This window comes from Streptomyces sp. NPDC092045 (assembly GCF_044756005.1).
Taxonomy (GTDB): domain Bacteria; phylum Actinomycetota; class Actinomycetes; order Streptomycetales; family Streptomycetaceae; genus Streptomyces.
In genome coordinates this window covers 458525-479052 of the sequence record NZ_JBIVSC010000002.1, presented here as the reverse complement: position 1 = coordinate 479052, position 20528 = coordinate 458525, and the positions used below count along the sequence as shown (strand labels likewise).

Annotated in this window: 18 protein-coding genes; 9 read left to right on the top strand and 9 right to left on the bottom strand. The window is 74.8% G+C overall.

Translation table 11 applies throughout. The features are described 5' to 3' along the window. Positions 1-40 precede the first annotated feature (40 nt). Positions 41-577, top strand: coding sequence for a MarR family winged helix-turn-helix transcriptional regulator (locus ACIQKA_RS08965; RefSeq protein ID WP_383151104.1), 537 nt, complete (start codon positions 41-43; stop codon positions 575-577). 57 nt (positions 578-634) lie between these two features. On the opposite strand, the gene ACIQKA_RS08960 is transcribed toward ACIQKA_RS08965, so the two are convergent. Next, positions 635-2257, bottom strand: a complete 1623-nt coding sequence (locus ACIQKA_RS08960) for a prenyltransferase/squalene oxidase repeat-containing protein (protein WP_402540508.1) — start codon at positions 2255-2257, stop codon at positions 635-637. A gap of 224 nt (positions 2258-2481) precedes the next feature. Further along, positions 2482-3042: an NUDIX domain-containing protein gene (locus ACIQKA_RS08955; RefSeq protein WP_402540507.1), complete on the bottom strand. Its 561-nt coding sequence runs from the start codon at positions 3040-3042 to the stop codon at positions 2482-2484. 358 nt (positions 3043-3400) lie between these two features. Here ACIQKA_RS08955 and ACIQKA_RS08950 point away from each other — a divergent pair, with 358 nt between their 5' ends. Together ACIQKA_RS08950 and ACIQKA_RS08945 are read left to right on the top strand one after the other, a co-directional pair. Then, positions 3401-3847 (top strand): GNAT family N-acetyltransferase, encoded by a 447-nt coding sequence (locus tag ACIQKA_RS08950; protein ID WP_383151107.1) that lies wholly within the window; start codon positions 3401-3403, stop codon positions 3845-3847. Beyond that, positions 3844-5106 (top strand): MFS transporter, encoded by a 1263-nt coding sequence (locus tag ACIQKA_RS08945; RefSeq protein WP_402540506.1) that lies wholly within the window; start codon positions 3844-3846, stop codon positions 5104-5106. Before ACIQKA_RS08950 ends, ACIQKA_RS08945 begins: the two co-directional genes overlap by 4 nt. A gap of 288 nt (positions 5107-5394) precedes the next feature. On the opposite strand, the gene ACIQKA_RS08940 is transcribed toward ACIQKA_RS08945, so the two are convergent. The 4 genes from ACIQKA_RS08940 to ACIQKA_RS08925 form a co-directional block, all read right to left on the bottom strand. Beyond that, on the bottom strand, positions 5395-6849 hold the full coding sequence (locus tag ACIQKA_RS08940; protein WP_402540504.1) for an acyl-CoA synthetase: 1455 nt from the start codon (positions 6847-6849) through the stop codon (positions 5395-5397). Positions 6850-7025: 176 nt separating this feature from the next. Beyond that, positions 7026-8210, bottom strand: a complete 1185-nt coding sequence (locus ACIQKA_RS08935; RefSeq protein WP_402540619.1) for a nitrate/nitrite transporter — start codon at positions 8208-8210, stop codon at positions 7026-7028. Positions 8211-8453: 243 nt separating this feature from the next. After that, complete coding sequence (locus ACIQKA_RS08930) at positions 8454-10124, bottom strand: GAF domain-containing protein (protein ID WP_402540502.1); 1671 nt, start codon at positions 10122-10124, stop codon at positions 8454-8456. Positions 10125-10187: 63 nt separating this feature from the next. After that, a complete protein-coding gene (locus ACIQKA_RS08925) occupies positions 10188-11264 on the bottom strand; it encodes a rod shape-determining protein (RefSeq protein WP_383151110.1) in 1077 nt (358 codons plus the stop codon). Between the two features lie 624 nt (positions 11265-11888). On the opposite strand from ACIQKA_RS08925, the gene ACIQKA_RS08920 reads away from it, so the two are divergent. Continuing rightward, a complete protein-coding gene (locus ACIQKA_RS08920; protein WP_402540501.1) occupies positions 11889-12812 on the top strand; it encodes a hypothetical protein in 924 nt (307 codons plus the stop codon). Between the two features lie 28 nt (positions 12813-12840). Here ACIQKA_RS08920 and ACIQKA_RS08915 read toward each other — a convergent pair whose 3' ends face one another. After that, positions 12841-13275, bottom strand: coding sequence for a MarR family winged helix-turn-helix transcriptional regulator (locus ACIQKA_RS08915; RefSeq protein ID WP_383151112.1), 435 nt, complete (start codon positions 13273-13275; stop codon positions 12841-12843). A 105-nt stretch (positions 13276-13380) separates the two neighbouring features. Here ACIQKA_RS08915 and ACIQKA_RS08910 point away from each other — a divergent pair, with 105 nt between their 5' ends. The 4 genes from ACIQKA_RS08910 (at position 13381) to ACIQKA_RS08895 (ending at position 16190) form a co-directional block, all read left to right on the top strand. After that, positions 13381-14394, top strand: coding sequence for an NADP-dependent oxidoreductase (locus ACIQKA_RS08910; RefSeq protein WP_383151114.1), 1014 nt, complete (start codon positions 13381-13383; stop codon positions 14392-14394). A gap of 72 nt (positions 14395-14466) precedes the next feature. Further along, positions 14467-14889, top strand: a complete 423-nt coding sequence (locus ACIQKA_RS08905) for an organic hydroperoxide resistance protein (RefSeq protein ID WP_383151116.1) — start codon at positions 14467-14469, stop codon at positions 14887-14889. A gap of 177 nt (positions 14890-15066) precedes the next feature. Then, entirely contained in the window at positions 15067-15906 is an 840-nt protein-coding gene (locus tag ACIQKA_RS08900; RefSeq protein WP_383428618.1) for an EI24 domain-containing protein, read from the top strand. Positions 15907-16067: 161 nt separating this feature from the next. Then, a complete protein-coding gene (locus tag ACIQKA_RS08895; protein WP_402540500.1) occupies positions 16068-16190 on the top strand; it encodes a hypothetical protein in 123 nt (40 codons plus the stop codon). Between the two features lie 102 nt (positions 16191-16292). Here ACIQKA_RS08895 and ACIQKA_RS08890 read toward each other — a convergent pair whose 3' ends face one another. Next, positions 16293-17276 (bottom strand): LysR family transcriptional regulator, encoded by a 984-nt coding sequence (locus tag ACIQKA_RS08890; RefSeq protein ID WP_383151121.1) that lies wholly within the window; start codon positions 17274-17276, stop codon positions 16293-16295. 201 nt (positions 17277-17477) lie between these two features. Here ACIQKA_RS08890 and ACIQKA_RS08885 point away from each other — a divergent pair, with 201 nt between their 5' ends. Then, positions 17478-19688: a M4 family metallopeptidase gene (locus ACIQKA_RS08885; protein ID WP_383151122.1), complete on the top strand. Its 2211-nt coding sequence runs from the start codon at positions 17478-17480 to the stop codon at positions 19686-19688. Positions 19689-19768: 80 nt separating this feature from the next. On the opposite strand, the gene ACIQKA_RS08880 is transcribed toward ACIQKA_RS08885, so the two are convergent. Further along, complete coding sequence (locus tag ACIQKA_RS08880; protein ID WP_402540499.1) at positions 19769-20488, bottom strand: carbon-nitrogen hydrolase family protein; 720 nt, start codon at positions 20486-20488, stop codon at positions 19769-19771. Positions 20489-20528: the final 40 nt, after the last annotated feature.

Genomic DNA, 20528 nt, shown 5'->3' with positions numbered 1-20528 from the left:
ACTCAATCGCGCGTATGCCCTGCTCGCGTATCCTGGGGGCATGGAGACGCCCGACACCCTCCCCGACGGCCCCGCCGTCCCTGCCGCTCCCGCCGCGGTCCTTCCCGACGGTCTCCCCGACGCGGACCTCCTCCGTCTCGACCGGCAGATCTGCTTCTCGCTGCACGCGGCGACCCGCGCCTTCAACGGCGTCTACCGCGAGGCCCTCAGGGAACTCGGGCTCACCTACCCCCAGTACCTCGTGATGCTCGTGCTCTGGGAGCACCGCGAGCTGTCCGTGAAGGGGATCGGGGAGCGGGTGCGGCTCGACTCCGGGACCCTGTCGCCGCTCCTCAAGCGGCTCGAAGCGGCCGGATACGTCGAGCGGCGGCGCAGCCCCGAGGACGAGCGGTCCGTCACCGTGCGCCTCACGGGAGCCGGGACGGCGCTGCGGGAGAAGGCCCTCGGCGTGCCGCGCCGGATCGCCGCCGCCACCGGCCTGGACCTCGCGGAACTCGGCGACCTGCGCGAACGGCTCCACGCACTGGCCGTCCGGCTCGACGCCGTCGACCCCGGAGACCTCTCCGGCTGCGCCTGATCCCTTCAGGGACCCGCCGGCCCCGCGCGGTTCGGGCCGCCGCGCGGGTCCCGGCCGTCACCCCGACCGGGCCAGCCCCGCGCGCGCGTGGTTCAGGCCGAGCAGCACGCAGACGTCCGTCAGGAGCGGGACGTGGTAGGCGAGCGGCCGGGGACCCGCCTGGTCCGGGCGCGAGACGAAGCCGCCGTCCGGCCGCTGCCGCTCCAGGAGGTGGCGCACCGCCCGCGCGGCCGCGGTCCGCGCGCCCGGCGCGCGCGCCACGCCGATCAGCGCGTACGCCGTGCTGATCGGGTCGCTCGGGTCCGACGGCACGTGCCCCCAGCCGCCGTCCGGGTTCTGGGTGGAGAGCAGCCGGGCCACCGCCCGCGTCCGGCCGCGCACGGCTCCGGCCGCGGCCGGGTGGCCGGGTGCCACCGCCAGGAAGGAGCTGTGGGCGAGGACGGTGCGGAAGAGGGCGTTGCTCTCGTTGAGGCTCCAGCTCCGCTCGAACGGACCGGCCGCCTCCTGCCGGGCCGTGACGAACCGGACGCCGGCCGCGACCGCCGCACGGTGCGCGGGCTCGGGGGCCAGCGCGTTCACCGCCGCAGCCGTTATCGCCACCTCGGAGGCCGTCCCGCGCTCGAACGTGGGGAAACCGCCGTCCGCGCCCTGCCGGGCGAGCAGGTACCGCTCTCCGGCCGCCACCCCGGCCCGGCACCGCTCCGGGGCCGTCGTCCGCAGGAACTCCACGCAGTACGCCGTGTCGTCCACGTCGCTCTGCCCGACGCCCCGCTCGAAACCCCAGCCACCGTCGGGATTCTGATGAACGGTCAGGGAGTCCGCGAGCGCCCGCAGCGCGGGGGCGGGCGCGCCCGCGCCGGCCAGGGCGAGACCGCCGGTCGCCGTCGCGAAGACGTCCATGCCCGTGAGGAACGGCAGACCGCCGTCCCCGCGCAGCACGTCCCGCAGCTCGCGCGCCCGCGCCCGGACGGCCGCCGCGTACCGGGGCCGCAGCCGCAGCGCGAGCAGGGCGAGGATCCGGGCGAGGTGGTTGCCGTACGGGGGAGGGCCGGGGAGCGCGCAGGGCTCCAGAGTCCGCCAGTCGTCCTCGGTGACGCGTCCGGGCGAACGCGTGCCGAAGGCGTGCAGGACCTTCAGGGCGGCCATCTCCGTGATCAGCCAGCGCTGCTGGCCGCGCGCCTCGAAGGCGGAGGCGGGGTCGGGGAGTTCGGGGAACGCGTCGGCGCCCAGCTCCGCCAGGACCGTCCGGAACATCAGGTGCTTGCGCCCGGCGGTGAAGTGGTCGAAGCCGCCGAGCAGCCGGGCCAGCGCGCCCCGCCCGTCCGCGTACTCGCCGAGGGCGGCGCGGGCCGCCGCCTCCTGCACGGGATCGGGAGCGCCCCCGTCCAAACCGGTCTTCAGCCTCCGTACCAGCCGTTCCTGCGCGTCCGGGTCCACGTCCGTCACCGTCAGCAGCCGCAGGGCCAGGGCGGACTCCAGCATCCGGCTGTCGCAGGGCGCCCGCAGCAGGCCGTCCGGCCCGGCGGCGGCCAGGAGCCGGGCGGCGAGCCGGGCCCGGGCCCGGTCGAGCCGGCCCGCACCGGAGGCCGGGCGGACGGGCGGGGGGCCGGGCGGCGGGCCGGGCGGCGGGCCGGGGACGGCGGTGGAGGCGCCGGATAAGGGCAGCGCGCAGTGCGTCATGGTGGGGGACGTCCTTGGTGAGGGCCGGGGGAGGCCGTGGGGGAGGGGGGTGAGGGGGAGGGGGTGAGGGGGGCCGGGGAGGTTCGTCGGAGGGGGAGGAGGAGGGGTGGGGCGGGCCGAGGGCTCGTCGGAGGGGGAGAGGGGCGGAGCGGGGCGGGCCGGGAGCCGTTGGAGGGGGAGGGGCAGGGCGGGAGCCGTTGGAGGGGGAGGAGGGGGCGGGGTCGTCAGAGGGGGAAGAGGCGCCGCACGGCCTCCGCGCCGACCGGGACCAGCGGGGTGTAGCCGCCCGTCACGACCGTCAGCGGGGCGACGAAGCCGCACCAGGCGATCTCGCGCGGATCGGGCCGGGGCGGCCGGTCCGCCGTCCAGCGGTGGACCGCCAGGAAGGACGCGCCGTGCGGATCGTCCACGCGCACCCGGTACGCCTCGGTGAGACCGGGCGCCTCCGTCCAGCCCAGTTCCTCGCGGAGCTCCCGGAGCGCCGCCGCCCGGTACCCCTCGCCGGTCCGGACCGCGCCGCCGATCAGCACGTCGTAGTGGTCCGGGTAGACCCTCGCCGAGGGGAGGCGCCGGTAGAGGAGGACCCGTCCGGCGCGATCGGCGCAGACGGTCGCCGCGTACCGCTTCAGCAGCCCGTCCGGCGCCCCGCCGGTCCGCCCGCCCTGTGCCACCACCCGGTCCCGGGGATCGACGTAGTCGACCCGTTCGAAGGGGCGGGCGGGGGAGGGGCGTGCGCGAGGGGAGCGCGCGCCAGGGGCGTGCGGCTCCGGGAGCGGCGCGCTCACGTCCGCCCGTGGGGACGCGTGACCTCCGGCCCCGCGGCCCGCGTTCCGGCGCCGGACGGGGGTGTCGCCCGGAGGGAACGCGGAAGGGAGTCGGAAAGGGGTGCTCCGGAAGCCCGCGCGGCGACCCCGCGAGGGAGGGCCGGGGGCACGCCGGGGGTGACGTGTCGTGCTCGCATGATGACGCATCGTAAACCCGGGAGCGATCTTCACCCTCCTCGCGCGCCCCTTCCGGACCACCTCCCGAACTCCCTGCCGAACCGGCCGTTCGAACCCCGGGAGCCCGGACCCCCGTCCCCTCCGTCTCCCCGTTCATCAAACTGTAAGGAGCCCATTCGGTATCCGCCCCTATACTCGCCCCATGTCCGACATCACCATCCGGCGTGCCACCGCCGACGACTCCCGGCGGCTCACCCGGCTCGTACGGAGCTCCCGGGCCTACCGGGGGGACTACGCGGCCATGGTCGAGGGGTACCAGGTCGGTGGTCCGTACATCGAGCACCACCCCGTCTTCGTCGCCGCCGACGGCGACGGCGCGGTCCTCGGGTTCTACGCGCTGCTCGTCGAGGAGGCCGAACTCGACCTCGCGTTCGTCGCCGACGCCGCCCAGGGGCTCGGCATCGGACGGCTGCTCATGGAGCACATGACCGGACAGGCCAGGGCCGCCGGACTCGGCTCCGTGAAGGTGGTCGCGCACCCGCCCGCCGAGGAGTTCTACCTGCGCACCGGCGCCGTCCGCACCGGCGCCGTCCCGCCCTCCGGCCGCATCCACTGGGAGCGCCCCGAGCTGCGGTACGACGTCGCGTGACCGCCACCGACGCGCGCGAGCAGGGCCGGGAGCGCCGGCGTCTCCTCGCCGACCTCACCCCGCTGCGCACCTCCGCGGACTACCGCCGCCTCTGGTTCGGCAACACCGTCTCCTGGGTCGGGCAGGGCATGACCGCCCTCGCCGTCTCCCTCCAGGTGTACGACATCACCGGCTCGCCCTTCTCCGTCGGGCTCGTCGGCCTCTTCTCCCTCGTCCCGCTCGTCGTCTTCGGCCTGTACGGCGGCGCGATCGCCGACACCGTCGACCGCCGCAAGCTCGGCCTCGCCAGCGCCGCCGGCTCCGCCGTGCTCTCCATAGCCCTGGCCGGCGCCGCGTTCGCCGGCTTCCACCGCGTCTGGTTCCTGTACGCGATCGTCGCCCTCCAGGCCGTGTGCGCCGCGCTCAACTCGCCCGCCCGCAGCGCGATGATCCCCCGGCTCCTGCCGCCCGAGCAGCTGCGCGCCGCCAACGCGCTCAACTCGATGGTCATGACCTTCGGGACCCTCGTCGGACCCAGCCTCGGCGGTCTGATCGTCGGGCTCGCCGGCTACCAGGCCGCCTACCTCGTCGACGCCGTCGCCTTCACCGCGAGCCTGTACGCGATGTGGCGGCTGCCGTCGATGCTCCCCGACCGCAAGGGGACCGAGCGGGCCTCCGTCCTCGACGGGCTGCGCTTCCTCGCCACCCGCCCCAACCTGCGCATGACGTTCTTCTCCGACTTCTGCGCGATGATCCTCGCCCACCCCCGCGCCCTCTTCCCGGCCGTCGCCGTGCTCTGGTACGGCGGGGACGCGAAGACCGCCGGACTCCTCGTCGCCGCGCCCGCGTTCGGGGCGCTCCTCGGCGGCATCCTGTCCGGCTGGCAGGGCCGGATCCGCCACCACGGGCAGGCGATCCTGATCGCCGTCGCCTGCTGGGGCACCGCCATCGCCGTCTTCGGGCTGACCCGTGACCTCTGGCTCGGGCTGCTGTTCCTCGCCCTCGCCGGCTACTCCGACACCGTCTCGATGATCTTCCGGAACACGATGATGCAGGTCGCCGCCCCGGACGAGATGCGCGGCCGGCTCCAGGGCGTCTTCATCGTGGTCGTCGCGGGCGGACCCCGGCTCGGCGACTTCCTCGCGGGCTCCGCCGCCGGCCTGACCTCCCCGGCCGTCGCGATCACCGGCGGCGGGATCGCCTGCGTCGTCGCCGTCGGACTGCTCGCCCTGTACGGGCGCGGATTCCGCCGCTATGACGCCCTCGACCCGACTCCCTGAGCTTCACGAGCTCCACGGCCATCACGGGTTCCACGGCCTCCACGAGCTCCGTGACCTCCACGGCCTCCACGAGCTCCGTGACCTCCACGGCCCTCACGAGCTCCGTGGGCGATCTCCCCGAACGGCCCCGCCTGTCCTGGCGGTCGGTCGCCACGGCGCATGACCGCCAGGGCGCGCAGGGGTCCACACCCCTCGCCGGAGGGAAGGCCGGGCCGCTCGCCGCGGGCCTCTCCCCCGTGACGCCCTCGGCCGGGCAGACCGCCGCCGGGACCACCGCCCCCGCCCGGCTCAACCCGCCGTCGGCAGCGCCTTCTTCAGGACCTTGCCCATGTCGTTGCGGGGGAGCGCATCCAGGTAGCGCACCGTCCGGGGACGCTTGTGCGGGGCCAGGAGCCCGGCCACGTGGTCCGCGAGCTCCGTCTCCGCCGGCGGCACCGAGGCGTCCGTCGGCACCACCCAGGCCACGATCCGCTCGCCCAGGTCGGGGTCGGGCTCGCCGGTGACGGCCGCCTCCCGCACGCCCGGGTGGTCGAGGAGCGCGTTCTCGATCTCGCCCGCCCCGATCTTGTAGCCGCCGCTCTTGATCAGGTCGGTCGCCCGGCGGCCCACCAGCCGCACCGTCCCGTCCGCCTCCCGCACCGCCATGTCGCCGGTGCGGAACCAGTCCCCGTCGAAGGCCTCCGCCGTCGCCTCCGGACGGTTCAGATAGCCGGAGAAGAGGTTCGGGCCGCGCACCTGCACCTCCCCGACCGTCTCCCCGTCGTACGCGCCGAGCACCGAGCCGTCCTCGTCCACGAGCCGCAGGTCCACGCCCGGCAGCGGGGTGCCGACCGTCCCCGGCCGGGGCTCCCCGCCCGGACGCACGCTGGTGTTCATCAGGGTCTCGCTCATCCCGTACCGCTCCACGACCGTCCGGCCCGTCGCCGCCGCGATCCGCTCGTGGTCGTGGACCGGCAGCGCCGCGGAGCCCGAGACGAGCAGCCGCGCCCCGGACAGCGCCCGGACCAGCTCCTCGTCGTGGGAGAGGGCGTCGGCGAGCCGGTGGTACATGGTCGGCACCCCGAACAGCACCGTGCCGCCCCCGGCGCCCAGTTCACGCGCCACGCCCTCCACCGAGAACGCGCCCAGGTGCCGGACCTCGCCGCCGCGCCGCAGCGGTCCCAGGATCCCGAGGACGAGCCCGTGGACGTGGAACAGCGGCAGCGCGTGCACGAGGACGTCGTCGGAGGTCCAGGCCCAGGCCTCGGCGAGCGCGTCGAGCGACGCGGCGACCGCCCGGCGGGAGAGCAGGACGCCCTTCGGCGGGCCGGTGGTGCCGGAGGTGTAGACGATCAGGGCGGGGGCCTCGGGGTCGACGTCCTTCTCCCCGTCCCCGGGAGCGGGGCCCGTCGCGTCGAGCTCCACGTCGATCCGGGGGAGCTCCGCGAGCCCGGCCGGCAGGGCGTCCCCGGGGCCCGCGAGCACCGCGCCGGGCGCGCTGTCCCCGAGGATGTGCGCCAGCTCCCGTCCGCCCGTGCGCGGGTTGAGCGGTACGGCGGGGACGCCCGCGAGGAGGGCGGCGACCACCGCGACCGCCGTGCGCGCGGTCGGCGTCGCCCAGACGGCCACCCGCTCCACGCCGTCGAGCCGGGCGGCCAGGGCGCCGGCGGTCCGCGCCAGCTCCCCGTACGTCAGCGAGTCCGCGCCGCAGCGCAGCGCGGGCCGGTCGGAACGGGCAGCGACGGCGGGAAAGAGAGCGCTCACCGGTCGTCCTCCTCGGATCGGGGGCGAGGCGGTCTCGCCGGGTCACCGGAAGGCATTCTGCCGCCCGTCGGGGCCCCCGCCGGGGCCGCCCCAGGGTTTCCCCAGGGTTCCCCGAGGCCCTTCCGAGGTTTCCCGGGTTCTCTCCGAGGCCTCTCCGGGGTCCTGCCGGTCCCTCCTCAGGGGCGGCCCGCCGCCGCCCTCGCCGGCTCGGGCTCCGGCTCCTCGCCGCCCTGACGGAGCCCGCGCATCCGCCCGTACGCGTACACGCAGCCCGCGAGCGCCAGGTCGGAGAGGAGCATGAAGCCGATCGAGTACGAGTCCTTGGCGCTGTAGATCGCGCCCATCACCAGCGGCGGCAGGAAGCCTCCCAGGCCGCCCATCGCGCCGACGATGCCGGTCACGCTGCCGACCTTGGCCTGCGGGGTGACCTGGGAGACCAGGGCGAAGACCGAGCCGCTCGACGTGCCGAGCCCGGCCGCCATCACCAGGAGGGCGACGGTGCCGCCCGGGTTCAGCGGCGGGTCGAAGGCCTGGACGATCGCGAACAGGGCGGCGGTGCCGAGCGCGGCGGCCGTGACGAGCGCCGGGTGGAACCGGTCGGAGAGCCAGCCGCCGATCGGCCGGAAGACGACGGTGACCAGGGCGAAGCCGGCGGCCTTGGTGCCCGCGTCCGTCGGGTCCAGCTCGTACCAGGTCTTCAGGTACGTCGGCAGGTAGACGCCGAACGCCACGATGCCGCCGAAGCCGATCGCGTACAGCGCCGACAGCTCCCACGTCACCCGCAGCCGCGCCGCCGAGCCCAGCCGGGTCGCGAGCGAAGCGGTGGGCACGGGCCGGTCGGGCCGGTCGGTGATGAGGAGGTAGGCGAGCACCGCGTACACGGCGAGCGCGATCGCCACCACGAGGAACGGCAGGTTCTCGCCGTGCTTCGCGATCCGGGGCGTGAAGTAGCCGGAGAGCGCCACGCCGCCCATGCCCATGCCGAACACGCCGAGCGCCAGACCGCGCTTGGCGGGCGGGAACCAGGAGTTGACCAGCGGGATGCCGATCGCGAACGTGGTGCCGCCCAGGCCCAGGAGGAAGCCGACGACCAGCATCAGGCCGTAGCTGTCCTTGACCACGGTCAGGAGGAGCACGGGGACGATCGTCAGCGCCGCGAACAGCGGGAACATCGTCTTCGCCCCGTACCGGTCCGTCAGCGCGCCGGCCGGGACGCGGCCGATCGAGCCGACCAGGACGGGCACCGCGACGAGCAGCGACTGCTGGAAGGAGCTGAGGCCGAGCCGGTCGCCGTACCAGCTCGCGAGCGGTGCGATCAGGTTCCACGCCCAGAAGGTGAGCGTGAAGCCGATGGTGGCCATCACCAGGTTGCGGTAGGCCGCCGCGGTCGGGGGCTTGGTGTCGGTGTCCACCCCACCAGTCAAGATCCGCCCCGGGGACACGGCGCGCGGTGCTGCTCCGTACGGGGCCGTAGGGGGCCGTACGGGTCCGTAGGAGGTCGCGGGGGGCGTGCGGGCCCGTACGAGACCTGTGCGAGCCCGTACGGGTCCGTACGAGATCCGTGCGAGCCCGTACGGGTCCGTACGGAGAAGTCCCCGGCCGCCTCAGGGCCAGGTCACCACGGTCGGCGGGGTCCCGTCGTCCTCGATCCGCAGCCGGACGCCCCCGTCCCCGTCCCCGGCCGTCACCCCGACGGTGATCGCGCCGATCCCGGGCCGCCGGTGCGCCGCCGCGAGGGCCCCGCGCAGCACGCCGAGGAGCGCGCGCTCCGCCTCCTCGCCGACGAGGGCGTCGACCGCGCCGGAGAAGTGCACGGACGGCTGGAAGCCGAGCAGGGCCGCCGCCCCGCCGGTCTCGCGCAGCACCCGGCCCCGGAAGGTCGTCGGCGCGTCCGCGGGCGGCTGCTGGAGGGCGAAGATGGCCGTGCGGACCTCCTGGATCGTGGAGTCCAGCTCGTCCACCGCCCGGCCGAGCAGCGCGTTCTCCTCGGAGGGGTCCGCCGCCCGCCGCCGGGTCGACTCCAGCATCATCTCCGTGGCGAACAGGCGCTGGACGACCAGGTCGTGCAGGTCCCGGGCGATCCGGTCCCGGTCCTCGTACACCGCGAGCCGTTCCCGGTCGTGGCGCGCGTCCGCGAGGACGAGCGCGAGCGCCGCCTGCGAGGCGAACTGCGAGGCGAGCAGCCGGTCCACCGCCGAGTACGGCGGGTCGCCGCGCCGCCGGGGGAGGGCGAGGGTGCCGATGAGCTTCCCGCCGCTCCGCAGCGGCAGCATCATCGACGGACCGAAGCGGGACCGGACGTGGGTGGTCATGCGCGGGTCGGTCGCCGAGTCCTCGACGAAGACGGGCTCCCCGCCGAGGAGCTGGACGAGCACCGGCGAGCCGGGCGCGATCGTCGTGCCGATCAGGTCGCCCGGGTCGTCCGGGGTCGAGGCGGCGACGATCTCCATCCCGCCCTCCGGGGTGGGCTGGAGGACGACCCCGGCCGAGGCGGCGGCCAGGACCCGGGCCCGCTCGGCGACGGTCGTCAGGGCGTTCTCGGCGGACGCGCCGGTGAGCAGGGCCGTGGTCACCGCGGCGGCGCCCTCGATCCAGCGCTCCCGCTGCCGGGCCGTCTCGTACAGGCGGGCGTTGCCGATGGCGATCCCGGCCTGCGAGGCGAGCACCCGGAGGAGGGCGAGGTCCTCCTCGGTGAAGCGGCCCGCGCGCTTGTCGGTGAGGTAGAGGCTGCCGAAGACCTCGGTGTGGACCCTGATGGGGACGCCCAGGAAGGCGCGCATCTCCGGGTGCCCCTCGGGCACGCCGGCGGAGCGCGGGTCGGCCGTCAGGTCGTCGAGCCGCAGCGGCTCTCCCTCCCGGACCAGGGCGCCGGTGAGACCGGTGCGGCCGTCGGGGAGGCGGCCGCACCGCCGCCGCTCCTCCGCCGTCATGCCGGCGGTGAAGAGCTCGGTGAGCCGGTGCCGCTCGGGGTCGACGACCCCGAGCGCGCCGTAGCGGGCGCCGATCAGCTCGGTGGCGGAGTCCACGACGTGCTGGAGCGTGGCGCGCAGTTCGAGGTCCGTACCGACGGAGAGGACCGCTTCGAGCAGCAGGGGGAGGCGGGACGGGGGGTCGTCCGGTCGCCCGGAGGGGCCCTCGACGCGCTGCCCGGAAGGGTCCGCGGCCCGCTGCGCTGAAGGGTCTTCGCCCCGCTGCCGGGAAGGGTCTTCTCCCCGTTTCCCGGAGTGGTCCGCGGCCCGCTTCCCGGAGGCCCCTCCGTCCCTGTCCTCGTCCATGAGCGTCACGGTCTCATCGCCCTACGAAGGGGACGTCCGGGGCGTTTCGCGTGCGGCCGGGCCTCACACCTCTTCCTTCTCCTCGTCGTCGGCGAAGGGGTCCCGCACCGACAGCGGGTTCAGGATCATCGGCTCGACCTTGCCCTCCAGCATCGCGCCGAGGCCCAGGACCGCGCACACGTCCGGCCGTTCGGCGATGTGCACCGGCATTCCGGTCGCCTCGCGCAGCATCTGGTCGAGGCCCGGCAGCAGCGCGGAGCCGCCGACCATCATGATCCCCCGGTCCGCGAGGTCGGCCACCAGATCCGGCGGGCAGTCCCGCAGCACCTTGCCGATGCCGTCGAGGACGGCCGTCAGCGGGGTGTGGATGGCCTCCCGCACGGCGGCGGTGTCGACGGTCACCGAACGGGCCAGGCCCGTGGCGACGTCCCGGCCGTGGATCTCGGTCCAGGCCGGTCCCTGGGGCGTCAGGCCGTTGCCCCTGAGGGCCAGTTGCAGCGGACGCACCGACTGGCTCGGCAGCATCAGCTCGTGGTGGTGGCGCAGGTGCTGGATGATCGCGTGGTCGATGGCGTCGCCGCCGATCGGCATCCGCTCCGCCGTGACGATCGCGCCGAGCGAGAGCACCGCGACCTGAGTGGTCGCCGCCCCGCAGACCATGATCATGGTCGCGGTCGGCTGCTCGACGGGCAGCCCGCAGCCCACGGCCGCCGCGATCAGGGTGTCGACCAGCTCGACCCGACGCGCCCCGAGGCCCACGAGCGTCTCCACGGTGGCGCGCTGCGCCAGCGGGTCGCTGTCGTGCGGGGTGCACGCGGCGGCGCGCAGCCGGGGCTTGCGGCGGAGCTGCCGGCGCAGCTTCTCGCCCAGGAGGTGACGGAGCATCCGCTGCGCCATCTCGATGTCGACGACCGTGCCGCCCGAGACCGGGCGCACGACCCGGATGTAGTCGGGGGTGCGACCGGTCATCTTCTCGGCCAGCTCGCCCACGGCGATCAGCGCGCCGGTGCGGACGTTGACGGCGGCGACGCTCGGCTCGTCGACGACGAGTCCGGCGCCCTTGACGAAGACCCGGGTGCGGGAGGCACCCAGGTCGACGGCGACATGGCAGCGGCGCAGCTGCTCAAGGCTGACGGTCATGACGGATCCTCCGGGGTGCGGTGCCGGCACGTGCGAGGTGGTGCGCGGTCCTCTTCGCATCGTCCGGCCGTCCGGCCCCGTGCGCGCGCTGGGCTGCGCCGGCCGGGGCCGTGAGGGGGCCTCGCGGGTGTCCGGGGTGGCTCAGGAGGGCGGACGCGCGGGTGTTCGGGGTGGCTCGGGAGGGCGGACGCGCGGGCCTCCGGGGCGGCTGCGGGGACGAACGCGTGGGTGGCGGGGGGGGGGGCTTCGGGGCGGACCGGCGGGTGACGGGGGCGGTTTCGGGACGGGATCGTGGGTGGCGGGGCGGGATCGCGGGCGGCCCGGGCGGTCCGGGCGGTTTCGGGAGTGGACCCGTGAGGGGCCGGAGCCGCCCCGGAAGCGGTTCCTCCGACGCCTCCTCCGGCTCCGGCCGAACGCTTCCTCCGGCTCCGGCCGAACGCCTCCTCCGACGCCGGTCGAACCCTCCGGAGCCGACCGGCTCCGGAGGGTTCGGAGGGGGCCGGAGGCGATCCTTCCCGAAGCGGGAGAATCGCGACGCACCACCGTCGACCTGCGGTTTCCTCACAGGATCCTCACGTCCGCGCCTATCTGACGGTGTGCGGGGCCGCATAGCCTGCGGGCCCCATGGACTACTGCCACGCGTGCCGGCGGCACCTCAACGGGGCCCTCGCCTGCGCCGGGTGCGGGACCCCCGCGGAGGAGCTGCGGCACGAGCCCCCCCGCGCCAGTGCCCCCGGGCGGGGACCGGTCACGGCCCCTGCTCCGGTCCCCGCCCCGGCCGCGGCTCCCGAGCACGTCTACGAACTGGACGTCGTCGAGCCGCCCCGTCCGCCCGTCGGCGGCCGCCGTGCCGCCCGCACCGCCGCGCGGGGCCGTTCCGCGCGCCGCGGCAGGCGGTCGCGGACGCGCCGGGGCCGCACCGTCCTGCTGGGAACGGTCGGACTGGTGCTCGCGGCCGGCACGCTGAGCATGGTGAAGCTGGCCCTGGAGGAGCCGCCGCGGGGCGGTGCCGCCACGGCCGTCCAGGAGCTGGAGGTCACCGGGGTCCCGCTGCCGCCCGACCCCGTCGAGAGCACCGGGGCGCCGGACGGCTCCGGCCCGGACCCGGTGACGCACGCGCCGGAATCCGCCTCCACCCGCCCCCACCGGGTCGCCGCCGGCTCCACGACCGGAGCGGGCGGGGGACCCGGCACGGGCGTCGGTACGGGGCCGGGAGCCGGCGGGAGGCCGGGCGACGGCTCCGGCGCGGCGCCCGGCGAAGGACCCGGCGGCTCGGACACCGGCGGCTCCGGTCCCGGCCCGGCCGCGGGCCAGGGCGGCGACGGAGGCCCGGGGCGGTCGCCGGACGTCACGTCCTCCGCCTCTCCCTCCGGCCCGCCCGGCGCGACCCCGTCCGCGGGCGACCCGACGCCCTCCGGCCCCGGCGGGACCGGGAACCCGGGGAAGCCCGGCCGGCCCACGCCCCCGGCCACCGGCCCCGCGCCGACCACGACCCCGGCGCCGGAGCCGACGCCGACCTGCACCCGCTTCCTGTGGTGGTGCGTGTAGCGATCCGGAGGCCGACCGGGGGTGCGCCTTACGCCGGGACCTCGCCCAGCATCCGCTTCAGCAGGTCCCGCAGCAGGGCCCGCTCGACCTCGGTCAGCTCGCCGAGCGGCTCGCGCGCGAAGTCGAGCGACTCGCGCAGCCGGCGGGTGACGGTCCGGCCCTCGTCCGTGGGGACGGCCAGCTTGACCCGCCGGTCGTCCGGGGCGGGCCGGCGCTCCACGAGGCCGCGCGCCTCCAGGCGGTCGACTATCCCGGTGATGTTGGACGGCTCGCACTTCAGCTTCTGGGCGATGCGGCGCATCGGCAGCGGTTCGAGCGAGAGCAGACCGAGGACCCGCGCCTGGGCGCCGGTCAGCGCGTGCTGGGCGGCCGCCTGCTCGTACTCCTCGTAGTAACGCGCCACGACAGTGCCGATCAGCTCGACGACTTCGAGGGTGAGGGGGTCCGTGCGTGAGGTGGCCATGGGCCCCATCCTACCCGGATACTTGACAACGTGAAATATCAAGGCGCATGGTTGTTTCAGGCAGTGAACCTTTGTTGATCTGAAGCTTTTCTGGAGGCCGTGCCCATGTCCGCTCTTCCCGCGTCCAGCCGTGAGTGGCACCTCGTCGCCCGTCCGCACGGCTGGCCCGTCCCCGCGGACTTCGCCCTGCGCGAGACCCCGGTCGCCGAGCCCGCCGAAGGCCGGATCCTGGTGCGCAACAAGCACTTCTCCGTCGACCCGTACATGCGCGGCCGGATGAACGACGTGAAGTCGTACGTCCCGCCGTTCAAGCTCGACCACCCCATGGACGGCGGCGCGGTCGGCGAGGTCGTCGCGTCGAACGCCGAGGGCTTCGCCGTCGGCGACCACGTGCTGCACGGCCTCGGCTGGCGCGAGTACGCCCACGTGCCCGCCCAGCACGCGACCAAGGTCGACCCGGACCTCGCGCCCCTCTCCGCCTACCTCGGCGTGCTCGGCATGACCGGCCTCACGGCCTACGCCGGCCTCTTCGAGGTCGCCTCCTTCAAGGAGGGCGACGCCGTCTTCGTCTCCGGCGCGGCCGGCGCCGTCGGCAGCCAGGTCGGCCAGATGGCCCGGATCAAGGGCGCCTCCCGGGTCGTCGGCTCGGCAGGGTCCGACGAGAAGGTCAAGTGGCTGGTCGAGGAGCTCGGCTTCGACGCCGCGTTCAACTACAAGAACGGCCCGGTGCGGGACCAGCTCCGCGAGGCCGCCCCGGACGGCATCGACGTCTACTTCGACAACGTCGGCGGGGACCACCTCGAAGCCGCGATCTCCTCGCTCAAGGTGCACGGCCGCGCCACCATCTGCGGCATGATCGCCCAGTACAACGACACCGAGCCGACCCCCGGCCCGCGCAACATGGCGCAGATCATCGGCAAGCGGCTCCGCCTCCAGGGCGTCCTCGTCGGCGACCACTACGACCTCCAGGAGCAGTTCGTCCGCGAGGTCGGCGGCTGGCTCGCCGCGGGCGAGCTCAAGCACCGCGAGACCTTCGCCGAGGGCATCGAGAACGGCGTGGACGCCTTCCTCGGCATGCTGCGCGGCGACAACACCGGGAAGATGATCGTCACGGTGTGACCCGCTAGGCTTCCCCCAGCCGTCGCGATCGTGGGCGCGAGTCGCGGCGAACCGCAGAAGGAAGTACCCAGCATGTCCATCCAGCACTCCGACGTCCTCTACACCGCGGTCGCCACCGCCGAGAACGGGCGCGACGGACGCGTCGCCACCGACGACGGCAAGCTCGACGTCGTCGTCAACCCGCCCAAGGCCATGGGCGGCTCCGGCGAGGGCACCAACCCCGAGCAGCTCTTCGCGGCCGGTTACAGCGCCTGCTTCCAGGGCGCCCTCGGGGTCGTCGCCCGCAACGAGAACGCCGACGTCTCCGGCTCGACGGTCACCGCCGAGGTCGGCATCGGCAAGAACGACGACGGCTTCGGCATCATCGTCAAGATCTCGGCGACCATCCCGAACGTGGACGCCGAGACCGCCAGGAGCCTCATCGAGAAGGCCCACCAGGTCTGCCCGTACTCCAAGGCGACCCGCGGCAACATCACGGTGGAGCTCGCGGTCTGACCCCGCACGCGCACCGTCGTACGAGGACCGCACCCCGGCAGGCCCGGGGTGCGGTCCTCGCCGCATGCGGAGGCCCGACCGGCGGCAGGATCCCGTCGGCCACGGGTCCCGCCCGGCCACGGGCCACGGGTCCCGACCGGAAACGGGCCCCCGCACGCCCCCGATAGGGTGACCCCCATGCGTGATCTCGGGGTGGGTTTCGGTTACCTGGTCAAGGGCCAGAAGTGGGTCGCCAGGCACGGACGCTGGTTCGGATTCGGGCTGCTGCCCGGACTCGTGACCCTCGTCCTCTACGCGGGCGCCCTCGTCGGACTCGGCTACGGCGCCGACGACCTGGCGGCCTGGGCGACCCCGTTCGCCGACGACTGGACCTCGCCCTGGCTCGACGTCCTGCGCGGCACCCTCACGGCCCTCGTCTTCGTCTTCGGCCTCTTCCTCGCCGTCATCACCTTCACCGCCGTCACCCTCCTCGTCGGCCAGCCCTTCTACGAGTCGCTCTCCGAGGCGGTCGACCGCAGCGAGGGCGGCGAGGTGCCCGAGTCCGGGCTCCCGCTCTGGCGCGAGCTGTGGATCTCGGCCCGCGACAGCCTGCGGATCCTGCTGCGGGTCGCGTTCTACGGCGTCCTGCTCTTCGCCTGCGGCTTCATCCCGGTGGTCGGCCAGACCGTCGTCCCCGCCGTCGGCTTCTGCGTCTCCGGCTTCTTCCTCACCGAGGAGCTGACCTCCGTCGCCCTCCAGCGCCGGGGCGTCGAGTTCAAGGAGCGGCTGCGGCTGCTGCGCGGACGCCGGTCCGCCGTCCTCGGCTTCGGAGTCCCGCTGACCCTCGCCTTCCTCGTGCCCCTCGTCGCCGTCTTCCTCATGCCGGGCGCGGTCGCCGGCGCCACCCTGATGGCCCGCGACCTGCGCGGCGAGGACGGCGACGCGGACCGGGACGACGACTCCCCGGAGCACGTGCGGCACGACGGCGACCTTCCTCCGTCCGGCGGCGACCAGGGGGCGCACCACCTCCCCCACTGACGAGGGAGCACGACGACCCCCACCAGCGGAAGACCGGCCGCCGCCGCGCCCTCATCGGCGGACCGAGCGCCCTCGGCGTCACCGGCGCCGCCGTCGTCACGAGCACCCTGCTCGCCCCGGTCGGCGCGGCGACGGCCTCCCGGCCCCGGGCCGGGGACAGCGTGCCGGTCGCCGGCACCGTCGAGGTCTCGGGCACGTACGACGGCGGGCTCAAGCGCTTCCACGGCACCGGCCCGGACGGCACCACCTGCCGCCACCGGCCCGGGGACCTCTCCTACGGGTGACCCCGAGGGCCGCCGCGCACGCCCCCGAGCCCGACCGCGTACGCCCCCGGCCCCGTCACGGGCGACCCCGAAGGCCGTCACGCGCGGCCCCGAGGGCCGCCCCTACGCGCGGCCCTCCCCGGGAAGGTCCTCCAGGGCCGGGTGCAGCTCCGGCCGGGCCTCCCACCACTTCCGGTGGAAGGCGTTCGTGCCCACGTTCGCCACGTAGGCCCCGGCCGCCGCCCGGTACAGCAGCTCCGCGTGCCGGGCGGGCACCGCCGCCCTGTTCCACGCCAGCCGGATCCGTCCGGTCACCGGATCGCCCTCCAGCGGGCGCAGCACCGTCCCCGCGGCCGGCGGCGCCGTCGGCTGGCTCAGCGAGATCGCCCGGCCCGCCGCGATCAGGTCGTAGTGCATCTTGCGGTCGGCCACCCGGTGCCGGAGCAGGGGAGCGAACCCGGCCCGCGCACAGGCCGCGGCCAGCGCCTCCGGGCCCCCGTCGTCGTCCTCCACCAGCGTCATCCAGGACTCGCCCGCCAGCTCCGCCAGCGCGATCCGCTCCTTCGCGGCCAGCGGGTGCCCCGCCGAAAGGCGCACGCAGAACGGCTCCTTGGGGACCAGCGTCCGGGCCGTCACGCCCTCCGGCAGCGGCACCTCGTGGTCGTTGACCTCCCCGTACAGCACGGCGTCGTACCGGCCCGCGCCCAGCTGCCGGGTCAGCGTGGTCACCGAGTGCTCCACGGTCACCGCGATCTCCCGCCCCGCCAGGACCTCTTCGAGCCGCTCCATCAGCCGGTCCACCAGGACGAGCAGGATGCAGCCGAGCCGCAGCGGGGCGTCCGGCGCGACGGCCCGAGCACCGGCCGCCAGCGCGTCCATCTCGCCCAGCACCAGACGCGCCTTGGCGAGGACGAACTCGCCGAGCGGCGTGGGCTCCACACCGCTGCGGCCGCGCAGGAACAGCTCCCCGCCCGCGACCCGCTCGATCCGCCGCAACTGCGCCGAAAGGGCCGGCTGCGAGACCCCGAGACGCACCGCCGCGCGCCCCAGACTGCCCGCTTCCGCTATCCGGCAGACGGCCTCCAGATGCCTCAACTCCAGTTGCATTTCAGCAGCGTACGCAGCACCGCGCGACCGCACCATAACTCGCGTCTTATGCCGCATGGGATGTCCCGGACCGGCCATGTCCACGCCCATACTCGGCGCGACGATCCGACTTCCCCACTCCGGATCCCCACCCCGATCCCACACCCCGGATCACCGGCCCGGAATCCCCACCCCGGATCCCCCACCTCGAACGGAGCACCCGTGCACCCCTTCAGACTCACGGCGGCCGTGGCCGCCCTGGCGCTCTCGGCGAGCCTCGCGACCGCCCTCGCCGGCCCCGCCACCGCCGCCCCGCAGGCTCCGGCCGGCCCGCAGTCCCAGCCCGTCCCGCCCGGGCACGGCCGCTCCCTCGCCCTGGCCGCCGCCGACACCGCCGCCGAGAACGGCCTCGACGAACTGCGGCACGGCGCAGACGAGGAGCTCGTCCGCACCTCCGTCACCCCCTGGGCGAACGGCCTGTACTACGCCGCCTACGAGCGCGCCTACAAGGGCCTCCCGGTCGTCGGCGGCGGCGACGCGGTCGTCCTCACCGACTCCACGGGCGCGGTCCGCGACGTCACCGGTGCCAAGGCCCCCGCGATCCGGCTCGCCACCACCACCGCCAAGGTCCCCGCCGGCACGGCGCTCGCCACCGCCCGCAAGCAGCTCGCCTCCGTCGAGTCCGCGAGCACCCCCGAACTGACCGTGCTCCTCAAGGACGGCAAGCCCGTCCTGACCTGGCGCACCCTGGTCGTCGGCCGGACCGCGAAGGGCGCCCCCAGCTCCCTCGACACCCACGTCGACGCGCGCACCGGGGCCGTCGCGCGGTCCACCGAGAAGATCCTGCACGCCGACGGCCGCGGCTACCACAACGGCAACGTCGCCATCGACACCGCCGCGAACTCGATGACCGACACCACCCGCGGCTCCTTCAAGTGCGGCGGCCAGAACGGCAGCGCCTACACCGGCACCCCGCCCTGGGGCAACAACGGCGCCAACGACCTGGTGACCGCCTGCGTCGACATCATGTACGCGGCGCAGAAGGAACACTCCATGCTCAAGGAGTGGTTCGGCTACAACGGCCAGAACGGACAGGGCGGCATGGTTCCGGCCCGCGCCGGGCTGAGCGAGGTCAACGCCTACTACGACGGGACGAAGACCACCTACGGCCGCAACCGGAACGGCACCAACCAGCTCACCGGCATCGACGTCGTGGCCCACGAGTACGGCCACGAGATCTTCGACCGGACCCCGGGCAGCGCCGGCTCCTCCAACGAGAACGGCGGCCTCAACGAGTCCACCGGCGACATCTTCGGCGCGCTCACCGAGCACTACGCCAACAACCCCAACGACACCCCGGACTACACGGTCGGCGAGAAGCTGAACTTCACCGGCAACAACCAGCCGATCCGCAACATGTACAACCCGTCGCTGATCAACAACGACCCCAACTGCTACACCCAGCTGACCTCGGGCACCGAGGTGCACGCGGCGGCCGGCCCGCAGAACCACTGGTTCTACCTGCTCGCCGAGGGCTCCAACCCGGGCGGAGGCAAGCCCAACAGCCCCATATGTTCCGGCGGCCCCTCCTCCGTGACCGGCATCGGCATCCAGAAGGCCGGCAAGGTCTTCATGGGCGCCCTGCTCATGAAGACCTCCTCCTGGAACCACCTGGCCGCCCGCAGGGCGACCCTGACCAGCGCCAAGAACACCTACGGCAGCGCCGAGTGCAACGCGGTGAAGGCGGCCTGGAACGCGGTCGGCGTCCCCGCCCAGTCCGGTGAGACCGACTGCGGCGGCTCCACCAACCCGGACTTCTCGCTCGCCCTGAACCCGTCCTCGGGCTCGGTCCAGGCCGGCGCCTCCGTCACCTCCACGGTGAACACCAGCACCGTCGGCGGCAACGCGCAGACCGTCCAGCTCTCCGCGAGCGGCGCCCCGAGCGGCGTCACCGTCTCCTTCAGCCCCTCCTCGGTGACCTCCGGCAACTCCTCCACGATGACGGTCCAGGTCGCGGCGGGCACCGCCAACGGCACGTACCCGATCACCGTCACCGGCACGGGCTCCGCCACCCACACCGTCACCTACCAGCTGTCGGTCGGCTCGACGACCCCGCCCACCGGCTGCGCCAACGCCCAGCACACCTACCAGGGCAGCCTGACGTCCGGCCAGACCGCGGTCCAGCCCGACGGCTCGTACTACTACGCGGCGACGTCCGGCACCCACACGGGCTGCCTGCGCGGCCCGGCCGGCCAGGACTACGACCTGTACCTGCAGAAGTGGAACGGGTACGGCTGGACCGACGTGGCCGTGGGCGGCACGGCGACGGCCGACGAGAACACCAGCTACAACGGCACCGCCGGCTACTACCGGTACGTGGTCCACGCGTACAGCGGCTCCGGTGCCTACACGCTGGGTCTGAGCGCCCCGTAGCGGGCCGGGGGTCCCGTCGCGGGGTCCCGCGCCGGGCGGCCGACCCGACGGCCGCCCGGCGTCCGCGCGCCCGAAACCCCTCAGACCTCCCCGACCTCGGCGAGGACGAAGCCCGGCCGGTCCGGGCCCGCGTCCGCCAGCCGCTCCCCGTCCGGGCCCCAGGCTCCGGCGCCGCCCTGCCCCACCCCGTCCTCGTTGTCCCCGAGGACGTTGCCGAGCACCACGTACAGGCCGAAGTCCCGGGCCCGCACCGGATACACCCCGGTGAACGAGTCGTTGCCCGCGGTCAGCACCGAACTCGCCAGGTACACCGCGCAGCCGTCGGCCGCCGCCCGCCCGGCGAGCTCCGGGAAGCGGTTGTCGTAGCAGGTGGCCGTCGCGAACCGGACCCCGTCGAGCGCGAACCGCCCGTCCGCCCTCCCCGGCGCGAACACCTCCCGTTCGACGCCGTACAGGTGCCGCTTGTCGTAGCGGGTGAGGAGCCCGCCGTCCGGGCCGATCACCAGCGAGGTGATGCCGGGCCGCCCGCCGGCCGTCCGCACCGGCCCGTTGACCACGGCCGCCGCCGACACCGCGCGGCACGCCTCCCGCACGGGGTCGAGCCGGGGGTCGTCCTCGGCGAGGACCAGGCCGGGGGAGTCCCGTATCAGCGAGGGCTCGTACCCGCTCAGACAGAGCTCGGCGAAGACGACCAGACGGGCCCCCGCCTCCCCGGCCTCCCGGACCAGGCCGGCGACGGTCCGCGCGTTGGCGTCGATGTCCCCGGTGACCGGGGCGAACTGGGTGGCTGCGACGATCACGACCCCATCATCCCGCCCGCCGGACCGCGCCGGCCGGGGA

Coding starts and splice junctions, on each gene's coding strand:
- ACIQKA_RS08925 (WP_383151110.1), bottom strand. CDS start 11,264: ATGACCGTCAGCCTTGAGCAGCTGCGCCGCTGCCATGTCGCCGTCGAC.
- ACIQKA_RS08965 (WP_383151104.1), top strand. CDS start 41: ATGGAGACGCCCGACACCCTCCCCGACGGCCCCGCCGTCCCTGCCGCT.
- ACIQKA_RS08910 (WP_383151114.1), top strand. CDS start 13,381: ATGTCCGCTCTTCCCGCGTCCAGCCGTGAGTGGCACCTCGTCGCCCGT.
- ACIQKA_RS08915 (WP_383151112.1), bottom strand. CDS start 13,275: ATGGCCACCTCACGCACGGACCCCCTCACCCTCGAAGTCGTCGAGCTG.
- ACIQKA_RS08960 (WP_402540508.1), bottom strand. CDS start 2,257: ATGACGCACTGCGCGCTGCCCTTATCCGGCGCCTCCACCGCCGTCCCC.
- ACIQKA_RS08950 (WP_383151107.1), top strand. CDS start 3,401: ATGTCCGACATCACCATCCGGCGTGCCACCGCCGACGACTCCCGGCGG.
- ACIQKA_RS08930 (WP_402540502.1), bottom strand. CDS start 10,124: ATGGACGAGGACAGGGACGGAGGGGCCTCCGGGAAGCGGGCCGCGGAC.
- ACIQKA_RS08920 (WP_402540501.1), top strand. CDS start 11,889: ATGGACTACTGCCACGCGTGCCGGCGGCACCTCAACGGGGCCCTCGCC.
- ACIQKA_RS08905 (WP_383151116.1), top strand. CDS start 14,467: ATGTCCATCCAGCACTCCGACGTCCTCTACACCGCGGTCGCCACCGCC.
- ACIQKA_RS08890 (WP_383151121.1), bottom strand. CDS start 17,276: ATGCAACTGGAGTTGAGGCATCTGGAGGCCGTCTGCCGGATAGCGGAA.
- ACIQKA_RS08935 (WP_402540619.1), bottom strand. CDS start 8,210: ATGGCCACCATCGGCTTCACGCTCACCTTCTGGGCGTGGAACCTGATC.
- ACIQKA_RS08900 (WP_383428618.1), top strand. CDS start 15,067: ATGCGTGATCTCGGGGTGGGTTTCGGTTACCTGGTCAAGGGCCAGAAG.